This window comes from Bacillus sp. S/N-304-OC-R1, from assembly GCF_019749375.1.
Lineage (GTDB): Bacteria > Bacillota > Bacilli > Bacillales > Cytobacillaceae > Cytobacillus.
Genome location: NZ_JACWFE010000001.1, coordinates 419,264 through 437,998, shown reverse-complemented (window position 1 = coordinate 437,998; position 18,735 = coordinate 419,264). Strand labels below are relative to the sequence as shown.

General features: G+C 37.6%; 17 protein-coding genes. 16 read left to right on the top strand and 1 reads right to left on the bottom strand.

Annotation, left to right across the window (positions count from 1 at the left end):
* Positions 1-4 precede the first annotated feature (4 nt).
* The 6 genes from H0173_RS02145 (at position 5) to spoVM (ending at position 5,214) form a co-directional block, all read left to right on the top strand.
* Entirely contained in the window at positions 5-760 is a 756-nt protein-coding gene (locus tag H0173_RS02145; protein WP_221844265.1) for a Stp1/IreP family PP2C-type Ser/Thr phosphatase, read from the top strand.
* On the top strand, positions 757-2,721 hold the full coding sequence (gene pknB, locus H0173_RS02140) for a Stk1 family PASTA domain-containing Ser/Thr kinase (RefSeq protein WP_221844264.1): 1,965 nt from the start codon (positions 757-759) through the stop codon (positions 2,719-2,721). The genes H0173_RS02145 and pknB overlap by 4 nt, the downstream gene beginning before the upstream one ends.
* Before the next feature lie 38 nt (positions 2,722-2,759).
* On the top strand, positions 2,760-3,641 hold the full coding sequence (gene rsgA, locus H0173_RS02135) for a ribosome small subunit-dependent GTPase A (RefSeq protein ID WP_221844263.1): 882 nt from the start codon (positions 2,760-2,762) through the stop codon (positions 3,639-3,641).
* 2 nt (positions 3,642-3,643) lie between these two features.
* Complete coding sequence (gene rpe, locus H0173_RS02130; RefSeq protein WP_221844262.1) at positions 3,644-4,300, top strand: ribulose-phosphate 3-epimerase; 657 nt, start codon at positions 3,644-3,646, stop codon at positions 4,298-4,300.
* A gap of 88 nt (positions 4,301-4,388) precedes the next feature.
* Positions 4,389-5,036, top strand: a complete 648-nt coding sequence (locus H0173_RS02125) for a thiamine diphosphokinase (protein ID WP_221844261.1) — start codon at positions 4,389-4,391, stop codon at positions 5,034-5,036.
* Between the two features lie 97 nt (positions 5,037-5,133).
* The gene (spoVM, locus tag H0173_RS02120; protein WP_066289202.1) at positions 5,134-5,214 is read left to right on the top strand and encodes a stage V sporulation protein SpoVM; all 81 of its coding nucleotides are present in this window, start codon (positions 5,134-5,136) and stop codon (positions 5,212-5,214) included.
* A gap of 109 nt (positions 5,215-5,323) precedes the next feature.
* Here the strand turns inward: spoVM and rpmB are convergent, their stop codons facing one another.
* Positions 5,324-5,512, bottom strand: a complete 189-nt coding sequence (rpmB, locus tag H0173_RS02115; RefSeq protein WP_053475625.1) for a 50S ribosomal protein L28 — start codon at positions 5,510-5,512, stop codon at positions 5,324-5,326.
* A 284-nt stretch (positions 5,513-5,796) separates the two neighbouring features.
* Here rpmB and H0173_RS02110 point away from each other — a divergent pair, with 284 nt between their 5' ends.
* The 10 genes from H0173_RS02110 to smc all read left to right on the top strand — a co-directional run bounded on the left by H0173_RS02110 (position 5,797) and on the right by smc (position 18,695).
* Positions 5,797-6,159, top strand: coding sequence for an Asp23/Gls24 family envelope stress response protein (locus tag H0173_RS02110; RefSeq protein ID WP_221844260.1), 363 nt, complete (start codon positions 5,797-5,799; stop codon positions 6,157-6,159).
* A gap of 16 nt (positions 6,160-6,175) precedes the next feature.
* Entirely contained in the window at positions 6,176-7,855 is a 1,680-nt protein-coding gene (locus tag H0173_RS02105; protein WP_221844259.1) for a DAK2 domain-containing protein, read from the top strand.
* Positions 7,856-7,994: 139 nt separating this feature from the next.
* A complete protein-coding gene (recG, locus tag H0173_RS02100; protein ID WP_221844258.1) occupies positions 7,995-10,070 on the top strand; it encodes an ATP-dependent DNA helicase RecG in 2,076 nt (691 codons plus the stop codon).
* Positions 10,071-10,235: 165 nt separating this feature from the next.
* The gene (gene fapR, locus H0173_RS02095; protein WP_221844257.1) at positions 10,236-10,838 is read left to right on the top strand and encodes a transcription factor FapR; all 603 of its coding nucleotides are present in this window, start codon (positions 10,236-10,238) and stop codon (positions 10,836-10,838) included.
* Complete coding sequence (gene plsX / locus H0173_RS02090) at positions 10,822-11,805, top strand: phosphate acyltransferase PlsX (RefSeq protein WP_221844256.1); 984 nt, start codon at positions 10,822-10,824, stop codon at positions 11,803-11,805. Before fapR ends, plsX begins: the two co-directional genes overlap by 17 nt.
* Before the next feature lie 20 nt (positions 11,806-11,825).
* Positions 11,826-12,773 carry an ACP S-malonyltransferase gene (gene fabD, locus H0173_RS02085; protein WP_221844255.1) on the top strand — a complete coding sequence of 316 codons (948 nt, stop codon included), beginning with the start codon at positions 11,826-11,828 and terminating at the stop codon, positions 12,771-12,773.
* Positions 12,770-13,513: a 3-oxoacyl-[acyl-carrier-protein] reductase gene (fabG, locus tag H0173_RS02080; RefSeq protein ID WP_221844254.1), complete on the top strand. Its 744-nt coding sequence runs from the start codon at positions 12,770-12,772 to the stop codon at positions 13,511-13,513. Before fabD ends, fabG begins: the two co-directional genes overlap by 4 nt.
* A 341-nt stretch (positions 13,514-13,854) precedes the next feature.
* Positions 13,855-14,088 carry an acyl carrier protein gene (locus tag H0173_RS02075; RefSeq protein WP_221844253.1) on the top strand — a complete coding sequence of 78 codons (234 nt, stop codon included), beginning with the start codon at positions 13,855-13,857 and terminating at the stop codon, positions 14,086-14,088.
* A gap of 250 nt (positions 14,089-14,338) precedes the next feature.
* On the top strand, positions 14,339-15,082 hold the full coding sequence (rnc, locus tag H0173_RS02070) for a ribonuclease III (RefSeq protein ID WP_221844252.1): 744 nt from the start codon (positions 14,339-14,341) through the stop codon (positions 15,080-15,082).
* Positions 15,083-15,128: 46 nt separating this feature from the next.
* Positions 15,129-18,695, top strand: coding sequence for a chromosome segregation protein SMC (smc, locus tag H0173_RS02065; RefSeq protein ID WP_221844251.1), 3,567 nt, complete (start codon positions 15,129-15,131; stop codon positions 18,693-18,695).
* The last annotated feature ends 40 nt before the right edge of the window (positions 18,696-18,735 follow it).

Sequence of the window (18,735 nt, the reverse complement as noted above, 5' to 3'; positions counted from 1 at the left end):
CAAGATGAAAGCTGTTTTTAAGACAGACCGAGGCAGAATTCGTCAGCATAATGAAGATAATGGAGGAGTTTTTCTAAACCGCAGCGGGCAGCGCCTAGCCATTGTAGCTGATGGCATGGGCGGGCATCGTGCGGGTGATGTGGCGAGTGAAATGGCCTTAACAAATTTACAGCAGCTTTGGGGAGAAACAGCAGAGATTAAAACAGCAGATGAAGCAGAAACATGGCTAAAAATTAATATAGAAAAAGGAAATTCGGTATTATACAAGCATTCACAAAATACGTCAGAATGTGAAGGCATGGGAACAACACTTGTTGCAGCTATTTGTACGGATCATTTCGCATCGATTGCCAATATTGGTGACAGCCGCTGTTACATTTTAAATGAAAATGGTTTTCATCAATTAACCGATGACCATTCACTTGTTAATGAATTAGTGCGATCAGGGCAAATTTCAAAAGAAGATGCAGAACATCACCCGATGAAAAATGTTGTATTAAGGGCACTTGGAACAGAAGAATCTGTTAACATGGACATTAAAACAATTATATTTGAAGAGGGCGATCTTTTACTCCTATGTTCAGATGGGCTTTCTAATAAAGTGACTGAAAATGAAATGATTGAAATTCTAAACGGTGGACAAACATTGGAAGAAAAGGCTTCGTCTCTTGTTGATTTAGCTAATGATCACGGTGGCGAAGATAATATTACAATAGTAATTGTCGAGTTTTTAGACAATCATCCTGGTGAGCGCTTATGATGATCGGAAAAAGAATAAGTGGAAGATATAAAATACTCGAAATCATTGGCGGTGGGGGCATGGCTAATGTATATTTAGCCCATGATATGATACTGGACCGTGATGTCGCAGTTAAGATGCTCCGCCTTGATTTTGCAAATGATGAAGAGTTTATTAGACGCTTTCACCGTGAAGCACAGTCAGCTACAAGTCTTGCTCATCCTAATATCGTTAGTATTTACGATGTTGGTGAGGAAGATTCTCTATATTATATTGTAATGGAATATGTCGATGGACAAACATTGAAGCAATACATACAGCAGAACAGTCCAGTTCGGGTAGAAAAGGTTATTGAAATTATGAAGCAACTGACATCTGCCATTGCCCACGCACATCAAAATCATATTATTCACAGAGACATTAAGCCTCATAATATATTAATAGATAAGCATGGCAACGTAAAAATCACAGACTTCGGAATAGCAATGGCTTTAAGTGCAACAAGTATAACCCAAACAAACTCAGTAATTGGGTCTGTGCATTATTTATCACCAGAACAGGCTAGAGGTGGCATGGCAAACCGAAAATCTGATATCTATTCTTTAGGAATCGTCATGTTTGAATTACTTACAGGCCGACTGCCATTTTCGGGAGAATCAGCTGTTTCCATTGCATTAAAGCATTTGCAATCAGAAACACCGTCATTAAGAAGATGGTATCCATCTATACCTCAGAGTGTGGAAAACATTGTATTGAAGGCAACTGCAAAAGATCCATTTCATCGATATGATACTGCTGAGAAAATGGAGGAGGACTTAAGCTCTGCTTTAGATCCTGAGCGAATAAATGAAGAAAAATTTATGATCCCTGTTGATGATGATGCAACAAAAGCAATTCCAATCATTACAGATGAGCATGCCTTTCCAAACCGGGATGAAACGGTTGTACATGGAAATGAAACGAAAGCTTTTCATAAAACAGGAGATCCTAAACAGCAAAAAGAAAAGAAAAAAAGAAAAAAGTGGCCAATTGTATTAGTTTCCACGTTTATTAGTCTAATTATTTTAGGAATTCTAGTGGTATTTGTTCTTCCTGGGTTATTATCTACAAAGGAAATTACAGTTCCTGATTTAACTGGCAAGGAAATTGACGAAGCAATCGCGGAACTGGAATCAGCTGGCTTTAAAGTGAATGATCCAATTCAGTTAAACGATGCAGAGATTAAAGAAGGACTAGTCATTAAAACAGACCCTAAAGCAGGTAAAACGGTTAAAGAAGGCTCCAGCATAGATATTTACGAGAGTCTAGGTAAGGAAAAATTTGAACTGGCAGATTATACTGGCCGGTCTTATGATGATGTTGTCAGACAATTAGAAAATGAGCACTTTAAGTTTATTGATAAAAAAGAAGTCTATGATGAGACAAACAATGCGGGAATCATAATTGACCAAAGCTTGCGAGAGGGCGAACCTGTCATTCCAGAGGAAACGGAACTAGTGTTCACTGTAAGTAAAGGGCCATCTCCAATAACGTTAGAAGATTTAAAGGGGTATAATGAAAAAGGATTACAGGTATATGAAAAATCGACTGAATTAATCATCGCAACAACAGAGGATTATTCAGACGATGTACAAGAAGGGCTTGTCATCACTCAGGATCCAGCTCCTGGTACTCAATTATTTAAAGGTGATAAAGTAAAGGTTGTTCTGTCAAAAGGCAAAAAAGAAATTCCGCCTAAAACAGTAACGAGGGAAATTATTGTTCCATATGAACCATCAGAAGAGGGACAGCCGCAAGAAGTACAGATTTATATTGATGATTTAAATAGGGACTTAAATGTGCCATATAGTACTGACTATATAACTGAAAATAAAACTTTTACAATTACATTAACGATTGCACAGGGGCAACAGGCATTTTACCAAGTAAGAAGAGATGGGGATCTTATAGATCAACAATACGTACCTTTTCCATCAGAGTAAAGTAAGGGTTTATTAACAAATAAGGAAGGAGTGCTGCTATGCCTGAGGGCAAAATCATAAAGGCATTAAGTGGTTTTTATTATGTATTAAGCGGTAATGAAACGGTTCAATGCCGCGGGCGAGGAGTCTTCAGAAAAAATAAAGTAACTCCTCTTGTCGGTGATGAAGTTGTATTTCAAGCTGAAAATGATAAAGAAGGATATATCCTTGAAGTTAAAGACCGGAAAAATGAGCTTGTTCGACCGCCAATCGCCAATGTTGACCAAGCAATTCTCGTGTTTTCAGCAGTAGAACCTAGCTTTAGCACGGCACTGCTTGATCGATTTCTTGTTTTAGTTGAGTTTAATCATATTAAGCCAATCATTTGTATAACAAAGATGGACTTGACTGATGATGATCAAAACAAGGAAATCCAAATGTATGCAGAAGAATATCGTAAAGCAGGCTATCAAGTTTTATTAACTTCGTCTGAAACGGAAGAAGGAATACATGAACTATTGCCTTTTTTAGATGGTGTTATTTCGGTATTTGCTGGCCAATCAGGGGTTGGTAAATCATCACTCCTTAATGCTTTAAGACCTGACCTTGAACTACGGACGGATGATATTTCCTCCCATTTAGGCCGGGGCAAACATACAACCAGACACGTTGAATTAATGAAAGTGGGAAATGGGCTAGTTGCTGATACCCCAGGATTTAGTTCGTTAGAGTTTATTGACATAGAAGTGGAGGAATTGAACTTCTGCTTCCCTGACATTCAGCATCATAGTGAGGATTGTAAATTTAGAGGCTGTCTACACATGGCTGAGCCGAAATGTGCAGTAAAATTGGCAGTAGATAATCAGGAAATTCCTCCTTATCGCTATGAGCACTATAAAACATTTTTTCAGGAAATAAAAGAGAGAAAGCCGAGGTACTAAATATGGTGAAAATTGCACCATCGATATTATCAGCTGATTTTGCCAAGCTAGGCGAAGAAATTAAAGACGTTGAAAAAGGCGGAGCAGACTATATTCATGTAGATGTAATGGACGGACATTTCGTTCCGAATATTACGATTGGCCCGTTAATTGTGGATGCAATTAGACCAATCACAAAGCTTCCTTTAGACGTCCATTTAATGATTGAAAATCCCGATCAATATATTGAGGCCTTTGCAAATGCAGGAGCTGATTATATTACCGTACACGTCGAAGCGTGCCGTCATTTACATCGGACGATTCATTTAATTAAATCATTTGGAATCAAAGCAGGAGTTGTCTTAAATCCTGCTACTCCGATCAATACAATCGAACATGTAATTGAAGACGTAGATATGGTACTGTTAATGACAGTAAACCCTGGCTTTGGCGGTCAAAAGTTTATCTCATCTGTTTTGCCGAAAATCTCAGCAGTTAAAAGAATGGCAGATGAGAAAGGATTAGAGATTGAAATTGAAGTAGATGGCGGTGTAAATGAAGAAACTGCCAAGTTATGTATAGATGCAGGTGCGAACGTTCTAGTTGCCGGCTCTGCAGTTTATAATCAGAAGGATCGCGCAAAAGCTATAGCAGCTATCAAAGGTGCGGGAAAACAATAATCATTAGGCTGACTCATAAGGAAGAACACTATTTTAGTGCATTCTTTAAGAGTCAGCCTTTTAAAATAGTTTTTAGAGGATGGTTACAATGAATATAAATATTTTGGCAGGTGGCCCGATAGACTTGTTGCCTAACCTAAACATATGTAAACAGCAAGACGAGATATGGGTAGGTGTTGATAGAGGAGTTTTTACACTGCTCACGATGGGCATACTCCCATCTATCGCTTTCGGGGATTTTGATTCAGTAACTAGCGATGAAATGTCAATTATAGAAGAGCAAATTAAGGAAATACAGCGTTATAAAACTGAAAAAGATGAAACGGACATGGAACTGGCTTTAAACTGGGCAATGGAACAAAAACCGGATTTGATTAGAATTTTCGGTGGAACTGGAGGAAGGCTTGATCATTTTTTTGCTAACGTTCAGTTACTCGTTTCCCCTATTTTAAAGGATCAAACAGTGCATATCGAGATGATGGACAATCGAAATATTGTTTTTATTAAAGGTCCTGGCCATTATTCAATGAATCACAATCCACAATTCAAATATGTATCATTTATACCAATAACAATGGAGGTTAAGGGACTTTCGCTAAAAGGATTTAAATACCCTTTACAAGATGAAGATATTCCATTAGGATCAACACTCTGTATTAGTAATGAACTTATTAACGATAGTGGGAATTTTTCATTTTCAAAAGGCATAATAATGGTTGTAAGAAGTAATGATTAACTTCCAAGATTATTAGTACTTATCTCTTTTTATTGAATATGATAATAATGTCGAAGGATAAGATGGATGTGCGAGATTGTGAGGAGGGACATGTGATATGAGATTTTATACAATTAAACTGCCAAGATTTTTAGGCGGGATCGTACGTGCAATGTTAGGGACCTTTAAGAAAAATTAAAACAGATTGGCAAGAAAGAGGAGCACCTATTATAGGTGCTTTAATTTGTTTCTTCAAAGTATTAAAGCAATGAAAAAGACATCCAAATATTTGGATGTCTCATTTGTAATTAAACGCGTTCAACTTTACCAGATCTAAGCGCTCTTGCAGATACCCAAACACGTTTTGGCTTACCGTCTACAAGAATACGTACTTTTTGAAGGTTCGCACCCCATGTACGCTTGTTAGCGTTCATTGCATGGGAACGTGCATTACCTGTTGTTGTTTTTCTACCAGTGACTACACATTTGCGTGGCATATTATTTCCCTCCTTACACATAACCTGAAGCTATGTTTTCATGCTTACATTTGCCATGTTAGATGACCAATTCAATTTAATGTCATTATTGATAGACATTAAAAGATACTTTAATAATTTATCATACAACCCTATATATTGCAAGGGTGCGTTTCAAGAAAAAAACCTTGACATACACTATATATCCATAACCATAATAAGGAGATACAGTCCAGCTTTCAAAATTGTAAAGTATATAGTAAAATGTTTTTAGCCAAGGAGTATTTTCCAGAGGGGGAATTAGAATGTCCATCGAACTAAATACGAAATTCGGTCAAATTGATATTTCGAATGAAGTAATTGCAACAATTGCCGGCGGTGCAGCTGTTGATTGCTATGGAATTGTAGGAATGGCCTCCAAAAATCAGCTCAAGGATGGTCTAACTGAAATATTGCGCAAAGAAAATTTTACACGTGGTGTAATTGTTAGACAGGATGCTGACGAAGTACATATTGATATGTATATCATAGTTAGTTATGGGACGAAAATTTCCGAGATTGCTCACAATGTGCAATCAAAAGTGAAATACATCTTAGATAAAACTGTTGGGCTGAGCACGGACTCGGTAAATATTTACGTTCAAGGCGTTCGTGTGACGAACCCGTAGTGAGGAGGAAAGATTTGTGTCAATTAAAGCATTAGACGGAAAACGTTTTGCGGAAATGGTTCTGACTGGAGCAAGCCATTTATCCTCAAATGCCAACTATGTTGATTCACTTAACGTTTTCCCAGTTCCTGACGGTGATACTGGAACAAATATGAACCTGTCACTTACATCAGGAGCGAAGGAAGTAAAGAATAATATTCAAGACCATATTGGTCAGGTCGGTATTGCCTTATCTAAAGGATTGCTAATGGGGGCGCGCGGGAATTCAGGTGTTATTTTGTCTCAGCTTTTCCGTGGCTTTTCTAAAGCTATAGAGCATAAGGCTGAGATAGATAGCAAAGAATTTGCCAACGCTTTAAATAGTGGTGTAGAAACTGCTTATAAAGCAGTAATGAAGCCTGTTGAAGGAACAATATTAACAGTAGCAAAAGATTCTGCTAAAAAAGCTGTTCAAGTTGCGAAAAATGAAAATGATATTATTGCATTAATGGAAGAAGTCGTGAAAGAGGCTAAAGCCTCACTTAGCAGAACCCCTAACCTACTTCCTGTTTTGAAGGAAGTTGGTGTGGTTGATAGCGGCGGTCAAGGGCTTGTCTTTGTTTATGAAGGATTTTTAGCTCAATTAAAAGGGGAGAGCCTTCCTGAAGGCTCCGTGGTTGTTCCTAAAATGGAAGAGCTCGTAAGTGCAGAGCATCATAATAATATACATAGCTTTATGAATACGGAAGATATTGAATTTGGTTATTGTACAGAGTTCATGGTTAAATTTGAATCTGATAAATTAGCTAACAATTCATTTTCTGAAGAAACTTTTAGAAATGATTTAAGTAAGTTAGGTGATTCTTTATTGGTCATTGCTGATGATGAGCTTGTTAAGGTGCATATTCATTCCGAGCAGCCAGGTGAATGCTTAAATTATGGCCAGCGTTATGGAAGCCTTATCAATATGAAAATTGAAAATATGCGTCAGCAGCACTCAAATTTAGTGGATGGAACTACTTCAACTGCACAAAGTCAAAGGGCAGAATCGAAGGAACTAAAGGAATATGGAATTGTTGCAGTAGCAATGGGTGAGGGAATTGCCGATTTATTCCGCAGTATCGGTGCACATGCAGTCATTGAAGGCGGCCAAACAATGAATCCTAGTACAGAGGACATTGTTAAAGCTGTTCAGGAAGTAAATGCTAAGAAGGTCATTATCCTTCCTAACAATAAAAATATTATTATGGCAGCGGAACAAGCTGCTGAAGTAACCCAACAAGACGTTATTGTCATTCCTTCAAAGACAGTTCCACAAGGAATGTCTGCATTGCTTGCTTTCAACCCAGGTGTGGATTTAAATCAAAATAAGGATGGAATGACGGAAGCGCTACAGCATGTAAAAACTGGCCAAATTACATTTGCTGTAAGAGATACTAGCATTGATGGGCTTGAAATTGAGAAGGATGACTTTATGGGTATCGCTGATGGAAAAATCCTTGTCAAAAATAAGGATAAAGTCAAGTCTGCTATTGATCTTCTAGCTAACATGCTTGATGATGATTCAGAAATCCTTACTATTTTAAAGGGTGAGGATGCATCGGATGAAGATGTACAAACAATAATTAGCTTTGTAGAAGATGAGTATGAGGATGTAGAAATTGAAGTGCATGATGGAAAACAGCCTCTCTATGCTTTTATTTTTGCAATCGAATAATAGAACATAGATTTACGAAAGCGCCTTCAATTTAATAGGCTGCTGAAGCTATCTTAAACATGAAAAGAAGGGGAAACCCTTCTTTTTTGACGAAAATAGAGTATGATGAAGGAAAAATGCCATACGTAAACTGGAGGTAATGTCTTTGTTAAGCCAAAAAAATATTCCGAATACAAATATGAATCTTCCAGTTACGGCCATTAAGGGGATCGGAGAAGAAACAGCTGAAGCCTTAGGGGAAATGAATATTAAAACGGTAAAGGATCTGTTAGAGTACTTTCCATTTCGTTATGAAGATTACCGTCAAAAGGATTTAGCTGATGTTAAGCATGAAGAGAGGGTGACGGTAGTCGGGGTAATATATAGTGAGCCTTCTCTTGCATACTATGGAAGAAAGCGTTCTAGATTAACATTAAGAGTGCTAATCGATAAATACTTAGTGCAGGTAGTGTTATTTAACCAGCCATATATAAAAAATAAAATCTCAATCAATGAAACGATTACCGTTACTGGAAAATGGGATCAGCATCGTCAAATGATTACCGCAAGTGAATTACATACAGGTGTACATTCTAAAAGCAAAGATTTTGAACCGGTTTATGCTGTTAGAGGGAAAGTAACTGTTAAAGGTTTAAGGCGCTTTATTAATCTTGCTTTTTCTCAATTCGGAGCAGAGATTATGGAAACTCTACCGGAAATATATATTGAGAGATATAAGCTCATGAATAGAAGGACAGCACTTAGTATTATGCATTTTCCAACAAACCCGAATGACCTTAAACATGCAAGAAGAAGATTTGTATATGAAGAATTTTTCTTTTTTCAGCTAAAAATGCAGGCATTAAGAAAGATTGAAAGAGAGCATTCGAAAGGAATCAGCCAAAAATATAATCTTGAAATGCTTAAAGCATTTATTGATTCCTTGCCATTCTCCTTAACAAATGCGCAAAAAAGAGTAGTGAATGAAATTTTATCAGATATGAAATCACCATTTAGAATGAACAGATTATTACAAGGTGATGTTGGATCAGGTAAGACGGCTGTTGCAGCTATTTCGCTTTATGCAACAATAACAGCAGGATTTCAGGGGGCATTAATGGTCCCAACTGAGATTTTGGCAGAACAGCATGCGGAATCTTTAAAACTGATGCTAGAGCCGTTTAACATAAAATGTGAGTTATTAACAAGCTCTATTAAAGGTAAAAGACGGAGAGAATTATTGGAGCTTTTAAAGACTGGAAATATCGATGTTTTAATAGGCACACATGCATTAATACAGGACGAGGTAGAATTTCAAAACCTTGGCCTAGTCATTACCGATGAACAACATCGCTTTGGCGTCGAGCAGCGAAGAGTTCTCAGAGAAAAGGGTGAGAATCCTGATGTGTTGTTTATGACGGCCACCCCTATTCCACGAACGTTAGCAATTACTGTTTTTGGCGAAATGGATGTTTCTATCATTGATGAAATGCCAGCAGGGAGAAAAGTAATTGAAACATATTGGGCGAAACCTGACATGCTTGAGCGAGTTTTAGGATTTGTAGAAAAAGAACTCTTAGCCGGTCACCAAGCTTATGTCATTTGTCCGCTAATTGAAGAATCAGATAAGCTTGATGTTCAGAATGCAATTGATGTTCATGCTCAATTAACGCACATTTTTAACGGGCGATTTCGAGTAGGATTAATGCATGGAAGGCTACATGCAGAAGAAAAAGAAGAGGTTATGAAGAACTTTAGTAAAAATGAAATTCAAGTCCTCGTTTCTACAACTGTTGTCGAGGTTGGAGTAAATGTTCCAAATGCAACTATAATGGTCATCTATGATGCAGAGCGCTTTGGACTTTCTCAGCTTCATCAGTTAAGAGGAAGGGTTGGCCGCGGAAGTGATCAATCGTATTGTCTTCTCTTAGCTGATCCAAAATCTGAAGTTGGGAAAGAACGAATGAAAATTATGACTGAAACAAATGATGGCTTTGTTCTTAGTGAAAAGGATTTAGAACTAAGAGGACCAGGGGATTTCTTTGGGAAAAAACAAAGCGGACTCCCAGAATTTAAGGTTGCGGATATGGTACATGATTACCGAGCGTTAGAAACGGCTAGAAACGACACGGCTCAGCTCATTGGGACAGAGGATTTTTGGAAGCTGCCGGATTTTCAATTTTTAAGAGGATATTTAAGAGAATCAGGTGTTTTAGAGGGAGAGAAACTTGATTAAGAGTAGTACGGCATGCAGAAAAAGCTTTAGCGCTAACATTGTGCTAAAGCTTTTTCTATGGCTATCTTCTACTCAGGTTACCCCCATTTTTCTGCTTGCAATCTCCTATTCTTAATTATATACTACTATTAGTACCTAGTCTTAATATCTGGGACGGTGTAAAAGATGCGAAGAAATAAAAAAGAACGGCAAGCCCTCTTAACGTCGACAATTAAAGAAAATCCTTTTATTACGGATGAAGAGCTTGCTGAAAAGTTTTCAGTGAGCGTGCAGACAATAAGGCTGGATAGGCTAGAGCTTTCAATCCCTGAACTCCGGGAACGAATTAAGCATGTTGCCGAAAAGAAATTTGAAGATGAAGTGCGTTCATTGCCAATTGATGAGGTAATTGGCGAAATTATTGATATTGAACTAGATAAGACGGCTATATCTATATTGGATATAAAAGAAGAGCATGTTTTTAAGCGCAATAAGATCGCACGCGGACATCATTTATTTGCTCAAGCAAATTCACTGGCAGTCGCGCTAATAAATGATGAACTTGCGTTAACCGCTAAAGCAAACATACAATTTACCCGTTCTGTAAAACTTAAAGAAAGGGTTATTGCCAAAGCAAAAGTGGTAAGTATCGATTCCGAAAATGGCAGAACAATCGTAGAAGTTGCAAGCTATGTGAACAATGAGTTAGTTTTTAAAGGGGAATTCGATATGTATCGGTCTCACAAAAAAACAAAAAAGGATGAATTTCAGCATGAAAATAGCGATTGATGCAATGGGAGGCGATCATGCTCCTAAAGAAATTGTTCTTGGGGCGATGAAAGCTGCTGCCGAATTTAAAGATATTGAAATTACACTTGTTGGTGATGAATCAAAAATCAGAGAATATTTGTCTTCTCACGATAGAATTGAAGTTTTACATACGGAAGAAGTTATCTTAGCAACAGATGAACCTGTACGAGCAGTGCGCCGAAAGAAAACAGCATCAATGGTTTTAGCAGCTCAGCTTGTGAAGGATGGAAAAGCAGATGCTTGTATTTCAGCTGGGAATACAGGTGCATTAATGGCAGTAGGACTTTTCGTAGTTGGCCGTATTGAAGGAATAGAAAGACCAGCCTTATCCCCGACACTGCCTACATTAGGCGGAGAAGGTTTTCTGCTTCTGGATGTTGGAGCGAATGTTGATGCTAAGCCTGAACATCTTCTTCAGTATGCGATCATGGGATCTATTTATTCTGAAAAAGTTCGTGGCATTTCTAATCCAAGAATAGGTCTTCTTAATATTGGAACCGAAGAGAAAAAGGGAAATGATCTCACTAAACAAACATTCGATTTACTGCAAAATGCAAATTTGAATTTTGTAGGAAATGTTGAAGCAAGAGATTTGCTTGAAGGTGTTGCTGATGTTGTTGTTACCGACGGATTTACGGGTAATATGGTGCTAAAATCTATTGAAGGGACAGCCATGTCAGTGTTTAAGATGTTAAAATCTGCATTGACGAGCAGTTTTAAAAGCAAGCTGGCTGCTGCTGTATTGAAACCAGATTTAGTTCAATTGAAAGCGAAGATGGATTACTCTGAATATGGCGGAGCAGGTCTATTTGGCTTAAAGGCTCCTGTTATTAAAGCACACGGTTCATCGGATGCAAATGCACTATTTAATGCTGTAAGACAAACACGGGAAATGGTTGCACATCAAGTTTCACAAACAATTAAGGAAGTTATTGAAAAAAATTGAAATAGCAAGGGGGAATCACTATGGGTAAGATCGCATTTATGTTTCCTGGCCAAGGATCTCAGACCGTTGGAATGGGGAAGTCTTTAGCAGATGCTGATAATACAGTAAAATCTTATTTTGATCAGGCAGATGAGAAATTAAATTTTTCTCTTTCTAATCTAATTTTTGAGGGACCACAGGAAGAATTGACTTTAACTACAAATGCACAGCCTGCTTTACTTACAACAAGTATTGCTATTCTGGAGTTCTTTAAACAATCGGGGATAAAACCTGATTATGTTGCCGGGCATAGCCTTGGCGAATATACTGCTCTCGTTGCAGCAGGTGCGATTTCTTTTGAGGATGGAGTTTACGCGGTCCGAAAAAGAGGCGAATATATGGAGGAAGCAGTTCCGAATGGAGAAGGAACAATGGCTGCTGTTTTAGGATTAGATCGTGATACTCTTAAAGCTGTAACAGACGAGGTCACTAATGGAGGAAATTCTGTTCAGCTGGCAAATTTAAATTGTCCGGGTCAAATTGTTATATCTGGTTCTAAACAAGGCGTTGAAATTGCCTCTGTAAAGGCAAAAGATGCAGGTGCAAAACGTGTTATGCCGCTTGTAGTAAGTGGGCCATTCCATTCAGAGTTAATGAAGCCTGCTGCCGAAAAGTTTAGAAATATATTAGAAGAGATACAAGTTAATGATGCAGAAATACCTGTAATCGCTAATGTCACTGCCGCTGAATTAACATCTGCAGATGAAATTAAGGAAAAATTAATTCAACAGTTATATTCCCCTGTGCTATGGGAGGATTCTGTCCAAAAGATGATTTCTTTAGGTGTAGACACTTTCATTGAAATTGGTCCAGGTAAGGTTCTATCTGGACTCGTAAAGAAAATAGATAAGAACGTTAAGATATTTGCTGTATCTGACCAAGAAACATGTTCAGCTGTTATCGAGTCCTTAAAGGAGGAAACACAATGAAGCTAGAAGGCAAAGCCGCATTGGTTACGGGCGCTTCCCGTGGAATTGGGCGTGAAATTGCATTAGAACTTGCTAGACAAGGCGCTGATATTGCTGTTAATTATTCCGGAAGTGAAGAAAGAGCCAATGGAGTTGTGGCTGAAATTAAAGAAATGGGAAGAAACGCTATCGCTATTCAATGCGATGTTTCAGACAGTGAGTCAGTAGCCAATATGGTGAAGGCAACAATTGACGCATTTGGCAAGCTGGATATTCTTGTGAATAATGCAGGGATTACAAAAGATAATCTATTAATGAGAATGAAGGAAGACGAATGGGATGATGTTATTAATATCAATCTTAAAGGCGTTTTCTTATGTACAAAAGCAGTAACAAGACAAATGATGAAGCAAAGAAGCGGTCGGATTATTAATATTTCGTCAATTGTCGGTGTGAGCGGAAATCCTGGACAAGCTAATTATGTTGCCGCTAAATCTGGGGTGATTGGGCTAACAAAGACTACTGCAAAAGAACTTGCTTCCCGTGGAATTACAGTTAATGCTGTTGCACCAGGATTCATTACAACAGACATGACGGATAAACTTCAAGAAGAAGTAAAGGATGCCATGCTAAAGCAAATTCCTTTAGCTAGATTCGGAGAACCATCTGACATTGCCAACATTGTTGTCTTCCTAGCATCAGAAGATAGCCGTTACATGACAGGACAAACCCTTCATGTTGATGGCGGAATGGTAATGTAATTTCTTTATAAGGTGGAATACAATTGTTTTAGTAACACGATTTAATATAAGGCTGTTTTCTAAAAGAGTGTTACTTTTTAAACATTGGAAACACAGAGTGGATTGGAGCGGAAGGCGCTTGACTCCTGCGGGAAATAGAGGAAAGGTCGAGACCCCGCAGACGGAACGGCGAGGAGGCTCGATTTCCTCCCCGCGATCGCTGCGTGCCTGGAGCGAAAAGGAAAGGTTCCCCGTTTAGTCTTAAAACAACAAAATTTACAAAAACGATTTAAAATAATAATAAAGTACATTTATTATTTATGAAAAATACTCTATAATATCTTGAGGGGAGGTGAACAAGCATGGCAGATGTATTAGAAAGAGTAACGAAGATTATCGTTGACCGTCTAGGTGTTGAAGAGTCTGAAGTAAAATTAGAAGCTTCTTTCAAAGATGATCTTGGCGCTGATTCCCTTGATGTTGTTGAACTAGTAATGGAATTAGAAGATGAATTCGATATGGAAATCTCTGATGATGACGCTGAAAAAATTGCTACAGTTGGTGACGCTGTAAATTACATAAATGCAAAGCAATAATTCAGTAAACAAATTTCTTTCAGTGGGGGTATTTGCCCCCGCTGTATACTATTTTTTTCGTATTTTTTGTCCATTATTACTTGATTTTATATTAGGTGGTTACGGACAGAAAATACGAGTTTTGGTAAAGCTCCGTTTATTAACGGGGCTTTCTATGCTTTTTGCATATTTCATTTTTTTTCAGTAAACTCGTTATTAGTATGGTTTTTAATAAAATTTTGGTCAATTTACTTACAAAGGTGAATCAATTATGCACAGTATTGGAAAAGACAAGGATAAAAAAAGCTTTCGAGCTATAGATAAACGTTTTAAAGAATTTCAGAGGAAGATCGGGATTGAGTTTGAGAATGAAAAGCTATTAAAACAAGCATTTACTCATTCCTCATATGTAAATGAACACCGCAGAAAACCAAATGAAGATAATGAACGACTTGAGTTTTTAGGAGACGCAGTCCTTGAGCTAACCGTTTCCCAATTTTTATTTCTTAAATATCCAATGATGAGTGAAGGTGAGCTGACAAAATTAAGAGCTGCTGTCGTATGTGAGCCTTCATTAGTATCCTTTGCACATGAATTATCCTTTGGGGAGCTTGTGCTTTTAGGAAAAGGGGAAGAAATGACCGGCGGACGAGAAAGACCGGCACTGCTTGCGGATGTTTTTGAATCATTTATTGGTGCTCTTTATTTGGATAAGGGATTGGCTACAGTTGTTCAATTTCTTGAAAAAATTGTATTCCCAAAAATCAATTCAGGTGTCTTTTCACATGTAATGGATTTTAAGAGTCAGCTTCAGGAACTGATACAGCGTGATGGAGCTGGTCTAATCGAGTATAAAATATTGCAGGAAAAAGGTCCTGCTCATAATAGAGAGTTTGTCTCCAGAGTTTCAATGAACGGCAAGGAATTAGGGACTGGAACAGGAAGATCCAAAAAAGAAGCAGAACAGCATGCGGCACAAATGGCACTTGAAGTTCTGAAAAACAATTTAAGCTAAAACGACAACAAAGAAATGAAACAGTAATGAGTAGGAGGAGCAGCAGTTGTTTTTAAAACGGTTAGATGTTGTGGGATTTAAATCGTTTGCTGAGAGAATCATGGTTGATTTTGTACCAGGTGTTACGGCTGTTGTAGGACCGAACGGAAGTGGGAAAAGCAACATCACTGACGCAATTAGATGGGTATTAGGGGAACAATCAGCTAAATCTTTAAGAGGAGTAAAGATGGAAGATATCATCTTCTCTGGAAGTGATTCAAGAAAATCTCTTAATTTTGCAGAAGTTACATTAACATTGGATAATGAGGATCAATCATTGCCAATTGATTATAATGAGGTTAGTGTCACTCGACGTGTATACAGATCCGGAGATAGTGAATTTCTTATTAATAAACAATCTTGCAGACTTAAAGATATTGTTGATTTATTCATGGATTCTGGTTTAGGAAGAGAAGCTTTTTCAATTATTAGCCAAGGAAGAGTTGAGGAAATTCTCAATAGCAAGGCAGAAGAGCGCAGAACAATTTTTGAAGAAGCAGCAGGTGTGCTTAAGTATAAAACTAGAAAAAAGAAGGCTGAAGGAAAACTGACAGAAACCCAAGATAATTTAAATCGGGTGAATGATATAGTATACGAGCTTGAAAGTCAGGTTGAGCCTTTAAAAATCCAGGCTTCTATTGCCAAGGATTATTTAGAGCAGAAAGAAGAGCTTGAGAAAATAGAAGTTGCCTTAATGGTCTATGAAATTGAGGATTTACATTCGAAATGGGAACAGTTATCCAAGGACCTTGAACAGCATAAAGCAAATGAAATGAAGCACTCTGCTAATCTTCAGAGCAAAGAGGCGAAAATCGAAGAATTAAGAGATCATGCTTCAGCTCTTGATGAATCGATTAATGATTTGCAAAATGTACTGCTTCATGCCAGTGAAGAGCTTGAGAAGCTCGAAGGCAGAAAAGAAGTCTTAAAGGAAAGAAAGAAGAATGCATCTCAGAACAAAGATCAGCTCCAAAGAAGTTTAGGAGAGTATTTTGAAAAGGAACTCGAGCTTAAGGAACTAAAGGATAAACAGTATTTTATACAACAGCAGTTAGAGAATGAAGCGACCGATTTACAAAATGAACTAAAGCAAAAACAAGATCAATTAAAGTTATTTAATGAGAATACGGAAGAAAAAATTGAATCACTAAAAAGCGATTATATCGAAATTTTAAATAAACAGGCCGCTGCAAAAAATGAGCTGCAAAACATTGAGCAGCAGCTGTCTCAGCTTGATATAAGAAGCAGCAGGCTCGAGCAGGATAATGATAACTTTATTCAAAATCGGAAAAGCATTCAAGAGAAGAAAGAGAAAATTGAGGCAGCACTCATATCAGCTCAGCAAGAATTAGATGCTGGAGTAAAGCTATTTCGTGAAGAGCAGAGAAGATTGGAATCTTCAAAAGACAACTACCAAAAGCAAGAAAAAACTCTTTATCAAGCATATCAGTATTTGCAAAAAGCAAAATCAAGACAAGAAATGCTTGAAGAAATGGAAGATGACTACTCAGGCTTTTTCCAAGGAGTAAAGGAAGTTTTGAAGGCTCGCGGCGAAAAGCTACAAGGGATAGAAGGTGCTGTTGCTGAGCTTATTCAAGTTCCAAAGGAATATGAAACTGCAATAGAAACAGCATTAGGCGGAGCGATGCAGCATATTATTGTGGAAACCGAGCAAGATGGTAGAAATGCAATTCAATACTTAAAGCAAAACTCCTTTGGCCGCGCTACATTTCTTCCTTTAAATGTAATTAAAGGGAAGAGCTTAACAATTAGTCAAATTCAATCAATCGGGCATCATCCTTCCTTTATTGGTGAAGCGGCTAAATTAATTCAATTCGATTTAAAATATAAAGAATCAATGGAAAATCTGCTTGGGAACGTTATCATTGCAAAGGATCTAAAAGGCGCGAATGAAATGGCGAAGATTCTCCAATATCGGGTCAGATTGGTTACTCTTGATGGCGATATAGTAAACCCTGGCGGATCAATGACCGGAGGTGCCTTAAAACAAAAAACCACCTCCATTTTGAGCAGAAAGGCTGAGCTTGAAGAACTAAAGGTTAGAATTACTGATATGGAATCTAAGACTCAAGGCTTAGAATCACAAGTAAAGATGTTAAAAGCTGATATCCAAAAGCTAGAGGAAAGAATAGATGATCACAGGAAAACAGGGGAAGAACTTCGATTAAAGGAACAAACAATAAAAGGAGATCTTCGCGAAATAGAATTCGAAGAGAAAAGCTTAAATGAAAGATTGTCCCTTTATGATTTAGACAAAGCCCAGTTTTCCGAGGATCGAGAGCGGCTTATCATAAGAAAATCAGATTTGAGCTTAATCCTTGAAGAATATGGGTCCCAAATCACTTCCTTAGATGAAAAAATTAATTTATTAACAGACCAGAAAAATTTACAGAAAACCTCAAAGGAAAGTTTGTTAACTGCCATTAATGAATTAAAGGTAAGCTTTGCAGCCAAAAGTGAGCAATACAATTATGCAAAGGACAAATATGAAGCGATAAATGAGGAACTTGCTGAAGTTAATAGTAAATTAATGATTTTACAAGAGGACCTAGAACTTTTATCCTCAGAAATGACAAATAGTTATTCTGGTGAGCAGCAGTTAGAAGAAGCAGCAAAACGTAAATTGCAAGATAAAACCGAAACTATTAACTTAATTTCCTCTAGAAGAGAAGAGCGGATGAAGCTTCAAACTGCATTAGAAGATTTAGAGCTTGAAACAAAAGAATTAAAACGGCTGCATAAAGGCATGATTGAAGCATTAAAGGATGAAGAAGTAAAATTAAATCGCCTCGATGTTGAGCTTGAAACTCGTTTAACTCATTTACGAGAAGAATATTTATTGTCCTTTGAAGCTGCAAAAGAGCAATATCCATTAACAATGGATATTAATGAAGCAAGGAAAAAGGTAAAACTAATTAAGCTTGGTATTGAAGAACTTGGGACAGTGAATCTTGGGGCTATTGAGGAATATGATCGTGTCTCAGAGCGTTATGAATTCCTTCTAGAACAAAAAAATGATTTACAAGAAGCAAAGGATACCTTATTCCAGGTTATTGATGAAATGGATATCGAAATGAAAAAACGGTTCCAGCAGACATTTGAAGGCATTCGTTTTCATTTTGAGTCGGTATTTCAATCATTATTCGGCGGGGGAAGGGCTGATTTAAAGCTAACTGATCCTGATGATTTATTAAATACTGGTGTAGAAATTGTCGCACAGCCTCCAGGGAAAAAACTGCAAAACCTTGGGCTTTTATCAGGGGGAGAAAGAGCATTGACGGCGATTGCCCTGCTATTCTCAATTTTAAAAGTACGTCCTGTGCCATTTTGTATTCTTGACGAGGTAGAAGCAGCACTTGATGAAGCAAATGTATTTCGCTTTAGTCAGTATTTAAAGAGATTTAGCTCTGAGACCCAATTCATCGTTATTACTCACCGAAAAGGAACAATGGAAGAAGCGGATGTTCTGTATGGTGTAACGATGCAGGAATCAGGTGTTTCAAAACTTGTTTCTGTCCGTTTAGAAGAGACAACGGAATTAGTTACTCAATAGATATTACGAGCTGACTTTAGGTAGTCAGCTTCCATACATA